The organism is Lentzea indica (genome assembly GCF_012184385.1).
GTDB lineage: Bacteria > Actinomycetota > Actinomycetes > Mycobacteriales > Pseudonocardiaceae > Lentzea > Lentzea indica.
This window is the reverse complement of sequence record NZ_VSRL01000415.1, coordinates 1-4,752: the sequence shown is the minus strand read 5'-3', so window position 1 is coordinate 4,752 and position 4,752 is coordinate 1. Positions and strand designations below refer to the sequence as shown.

At 69.1% G+C, this 4,752-nt stretch carries 4 protein-coding genes and 1 pseudogene; all 5 read left to right on the top strand.

All coding sequences use genetic code 11. The annotated features are described in order from the left end of the window. Positions 1-549 (top strand): annotated as a pseudogene (locus tag FXN61_RS47340) (hypothetical protein); the annotation flags it as partial. Positions 550-746: 197 nt separating this feature from the next. Then, positions 747-1,913 carry an ADP-forming succinate--CoA ligase subunit beta gene (gene sucC / locus FXN61_RS47335; RefSeq protein WP_167980327.1) on the top strand — a complete coding sequence of 389 codons (1,167 nt, stop codon included), beginning with the start codon at positions 747-749 and terminating at the stop codon, positions 1,911-1,913. Between the two features lie 5 nt (positions 1,914-1,918). Continuing rightward, positions 1,919-2,806, top strand: coding sequence for a succinate--CoA ligase subunit alpha (sucD, locus tag FXN61_RS47330; RefSeq protein ID WP_167980326.1), 888 nt, complete (start codon positions 1,919-1,921; stop codon positions 2,804-2,806). 239 nt (positions 2,807-3,045) lie between these two features. Continuing rightward, positions 3,046-3,750, top strand: coding sequence for a DUF5336 domain-containing protein (locus FXN61_RS47325; protein ID WP_167980325.1), 705 nt, complete (start codon positions 3,046-3,048; stop codon positions 3,748-3,750). A gap of 119 nt (positions 3,751-3,869) precedes the next feature. Continuing rightward, the gene (locus FXN61_RS47320) at positions 3,870-4,709 is read left to right on the top strand and encodes a cell division protein PerM (RefSeq protein WP_188136250.1); all 840 of its coding nucleotides are present in this window, start codon (positions 3,870-3,872) and stop codon (positions 4,707-4,709) included. Positions 4,710-4,752: the final 43 nt, after the last annotated feature.

Here is a 4,752-nt window from a genome sequence, read left to right as displayed (position 1 = left end):
GGCGCGGCCCAGCCCGTGGTGGCCGCCAGCCAGGCGGGCATCGCGCAGCCGGGTGCCGGCTTCTGGCTGATGGTCGTCGAGTTCCCCCTCGGCCTGCTGGCGTTGATCTGCGCGGGCCTCGCCGGTGCCGTCGAGCGGGAGAACGCCGACGGCGGCAAGCGGCAGGAGGTGCCGGTGGCCGAGCTGGGTGCGGTGCTGCTGGCAGGGCTCTTCGCGGCAGGCGCTTTCGCGTTGCCGACCGTGCGCGCCGACAACTACACGGCTCCGACGTTGGTGCCGGCCGGTGATCCCGGTGTCTCGTGGGCGTTGTTGTCTTCTCTCGTTTTCTTGATCATCGGGCTGGTGATCGCACTTCGCTCGAGGCCCGCTCGTGGTGCCGCGGTGCTCGCGGGTGCTGTGTTGTTGCTCGGCGTGCGAGCGCTGGAGCTGCCGCTGACCGGCGACAAGGTCGTGGGCGCGGTGGCGGGGCCCGGCACGTGGCTGGCGCTGGCGTCCTGCGCTGCGCTGCTGGTCGCGGCGGGCTTGATGGGGGCTCGCGCGACACGGTGAAACACGCGTTGACCTCTATGTGCGCACGCACCCGTGATCGACCTCACCGCCGTTGAGACAGACCTCACCAGGTGTGGCGTGCGAGCGGTACGTGCAGCTCGATAGTGTCTGGGCCCAGCCGCGTCAAGTGGGTTCGCTTGGCCCCTTGAGGACCACCCAGGCGCGGTGTTCCGACACCGACGTCGCAGGAGACCCGAGTGGACCTGTACGAGTACCAGGCGAAGGACCTCTTCGCCGCCCACGGCGTCCCGGTACTGCCGGGCGATGTGGCAACCAACCCCGCCGACGCCAAGGCCATCGCCGCGAAGTTCGGCCAGCCGGTCGTCGTCAAGGCCCAGGTCAAGACCGGCGGCCGCGGCAAGGCCGGTGGTGTGAAGCTCGCTTCCACCGCCGAGGAGACCGAGGAGAAGGCGACCGCCATCCTCGGCCTGGACATCAAGGGGCACATCGTTCACCGCGTGCTGGTGACGCCCGCCTCCGACATCGCCGAGGAGTACTACTTCTCCTTCCTCCTCGACCGTGCCAACCGCACCTTCCTCGCCATGGCGAGCGTTGAGGGCGGCATGGACATCGAGGAGGTCGCGGCCACCAAGCCCGAGGCCCTCGCGAAGATCCACATCGACGCCATCCAGGGCGTCGACGCGGCCAAGGCCAAGGAGATCGCCGACGCGGCGAACTTCCCGGCCGAGGTCAAGGACCAGGTCGTCGACGTGATCGTCAAGCTGTGGGAGACCTTCGTCGCGGAGGACGCCACGCTCGTCGAGGTCAACCCGCTGGTCCGCGACCCGCAGGGCAAGATCGTCGCGCTCGACGGCAAGGTCACGCTCGACGAGAACGCCGACTTCCGCCACCCCGCCCACGCGGAGCTGGTCGACAAGCAGGCTGAGAACCCGCTCGAGGCCAAGGCCAAGGAGAAGGGCCTCAACTACGTCAAGCTCGACGGCGAGGTCGGCATCATCGGCAACGGCGCCGGTCTCGTGATGTCCACTCTGGACGTCGTCGCGTACGCCGGTGAGCAGTACGGCGTGAAGCCCGCGAACTTCCTCGACATCGGTGGCGGCGCGTCCGCTGAGGTCATGGCGAACGGCCTGGACGTCATCCTCCACGACGAGGCCGTCCGCTCCGTGTTCGTCAACGTCTTCGGTGGCATCACCGCTTGTGACGCGGTCGCCAACGGCATCGTGGCGGCACTGGAGATCCTCGGCGACGAGGCCACCAAGCCGCTCGTCGTCCGCCTCGACGGCAACAACGTGGAGGAGGGCCGCCGCATTCTCGCCGAGGCCAACCACCCGCTGGTGACCGTTGTCGACACGATGGACAACGCGGCCGCCAAGGCCGCCGAGCTCGCGGCTGCGGGGGTCTGACCAAGATGGCTATCTTCCTCAACGAGACCAGCAAGGTCATCGTCCAGGGCATGACCGGTGCCGAAGGCACCAAGCACACCAAGCGCATGCTCGCGTCCGGCACGAACATCGTCGGTGGCGTGAACCCGCGCAAGGCCGGCGAGAAGGTCGACTTCGACGGCACCGTGCTCCCGGTCTTCGGCACCGTCAAGGAGGCCATGGAGGCCACCGGCGCGAACGTGACCGTGATCTTCGTGCCGCCCGCCTTCTCGAAGGCCGCCGTGCTCGAGGCGATCGACGCCGAGATCGAGCTGGCCGTCGTCATCACCGAGGGCATCCCGGTGCACGACACCGCCTACTTCTGGGCGCACGCCGTCGCGACCGGCAACAAGACCCGCATCATCGGCCCGAACTGCCCCGGCATCATCAGCCCCGGCAAGTCGAACGCCGGCATCATCCCCGCGAACATCGCGGGCGCGGGCAAGATCGGTCTGGTGTCGAAGTCCGGCACGCTGACCTACCAGATGATGTACGAGCTGCGCGACTTCGGTTTCTCCACCGCGATCGGCATCGGTGGCGACCCGATCATCGGCACCACGCACATCGACGCCCTCGAGGCCTTCCAGGCCGACGAGGAGACCGTCGCGATCGTGATGATCGGTGAGATCGGCGGCGACGCCGAGGAGCGTGCGGCGGCGTACATCAAGGAGAACGTGACCAAGCCGGTCGTCGGCTACGTCGCGGGCTTCACCGCTCCCGAGGGCAAGACCATGGGCCACGCCGGCGCCATCGTCTCCGGCTCGGCGGGCACCGCGCAGGCGAAGAAGGAGGCCCTCGAGGCCGCAGGCGTCAAGGTCGGCAAGACGCCGTCCGAGACCGCCGCTCTGATGCGCGAGATCATGAGCACCATCTGATCTCACAACCCGCACGTTGAGCAACATGAGGGCCGGACACCGGAGTACTTTCGGAGTCCGGCCCTCGCTCGTCTGGCGGAACCGGCATGATCCGGTCACCGTCGTAGTAGCAAGAGCTGGACCCGCGAGTTCGTGCCGGACGACCGGCTTCTCGACGAACTCGCCGCCGCCTCCGCAGGAGCGGCAGACAACACTGCTAGCGTCGTTGACGCAACCCTGGCTGAGGAGGAGACCTCGACATGTCCGTGCCTTACGGCGCACCCCAACAGCAGCCGCCGGGTCCGGCACAGCACCAGGCACCGCCTCAGACCCCCGGCGCCCCCGGCGCCAACAACATCAACCTGGGTCTGATCCTTCCGCTGGTCGCGGCCGGTCTCGGCCTCGTCGCGTACCTCGTCGCGTTCGCGGACGACGTCAGCGGCAACGTCACGTACCTGCTCGCCGCGGGTCTGCTCGCCGGTCTTTCCGTGCTGCCGAGCATCCCGAAGGGGTTCGTCCCGGTCGCCGCGATCCTGGCCGCTGTGCAGACGTTGCTGCAGCTGCAGGGCATCATCAAGTCGCCGTCCGTGCAGGGCCTCGACATCGTGCTGCTGATCGTCGCGCTGCTGGAGACGGCGGCGATCGTGCTCGCCTTCCTGCTCGCCGAGGGCATCGTGAAGTTCGAGCCGAAGCCCGCGAACCCGTACGCCGGTCAGCAGGGTCAGCCCGGTGGCTGGAACCCGCAGTCCGGTGCGTTCCCGCAGCAGGGCCAGCACCCGCAGCACGGTGCGCCGCAGCAGCAGGCCCCGCAGCCGCAGTTCGGCCAGCAGCAGCAGTTCGGTCAGCAGCCGCAGCAGCCCCAGCAGCCGGGTCAGCCGCCGCAGCAGACCAGCTTCATGCCGCAGCCCGGCCAGTTCGGCTCGCCGGGCACGCCGCCCGGTGGCTTCGGCGGACCGCAGCAGTAAGGTCCGCGAACCGTTCGACTCAGGGGTGGTGCCGGTGTCTGCCGGCACCACCCTTGTCGTATGACCCGGCGTGCCTCACCCGAACGGCTCAGCCGGCCTGACACAGTGGAGAAGTGCCCGTGCTGCAACGCGATGTGACCCGCGAGGTCACCACCGTGCGTCCGCCGGAGTTCTCGCGCTCCGAACGCATGCGCGTGCTCGTCGCGGCCGCGGTCGGGTCGGTGGTCGTCGGGTACGCGGCGGTGGCCGCAGTCCTCGCACTGGTCTCCGCGACGGCCACGTACGCGGAGTTCTCCACCGCCGGCGTGTTGAGCGCCGCCGCGCCCGCGTGGCTGGCCGCGCATCACGTGCCGTTGCGCTTCGACGCAGGTCAACTCGGTGTGCTGCCGTTGCTGCCCACCGCGTTGCTGATGCTGCTCGTCGGCCGCACCGCCGCGGGTACCGCCGACCGTCTCGGCCTCTACGAACCACTTCAGGCTCGCGGTGTCGTGCTGAGCATCGCCGGCGCGCACGCGGTCGTCGGCGGCACGATCGCGCTGGTGATGGGCGACGGTGTCGTGCGCGCCACGCCCGCCGTCGCGTTCTTCGGCTGCGCCGCCGTGTCCGGTCTGGCCGCCACGATCGGCGTCGCCCGTCGCTGCGGCCTGGTCGAAGTGGTGTTCGACAAGCTCGACCCGGTGGCGCTGCACGGCATGCGAGCCGGGTTCATGGCACTGTTCGCGCTGGTCAGCGCAGGTGCGTTGGCAGTAGCGGCCGGGCTGGCGATCTCGTGGCCCAGGACCAGTGAGCTCTTCGCGGGGACCGGTCCGTCGGTCGGCGTTGGGCTCGGGGTGTTCCTGCTGTGCGTCGGGTACCTCCCGAACGCGATCATCGCCGGCTTCTCGTACGTCGCCGGTGCCGGGTACGCTCACGGCGACAGCCACGTGCATAGCTCTCGCGTGACGCACAACATTCGTTAGCGCTTCTCGGAGGGTGGCCAGCAGATCAGGCCTGAGTTGGTCG

What these genes read in the sequence shown, in the direction of transcription:
- sucD (WP_167980326.1), top strand. Translation starts at nt 1,919, where the DNA reads ATGGCTATCTTCCTCAACGAGACCAGCAAGGTCATCGTCCAGGGCATG.
- FXN61_RS47325 (WP_167980325.1), top strand. Translation starts at nt 3,046, where the DNA reads ATGTCCGTGCCTTACGGCGCACCCCAACAGCAGCCGCCGGGTCCGGCA.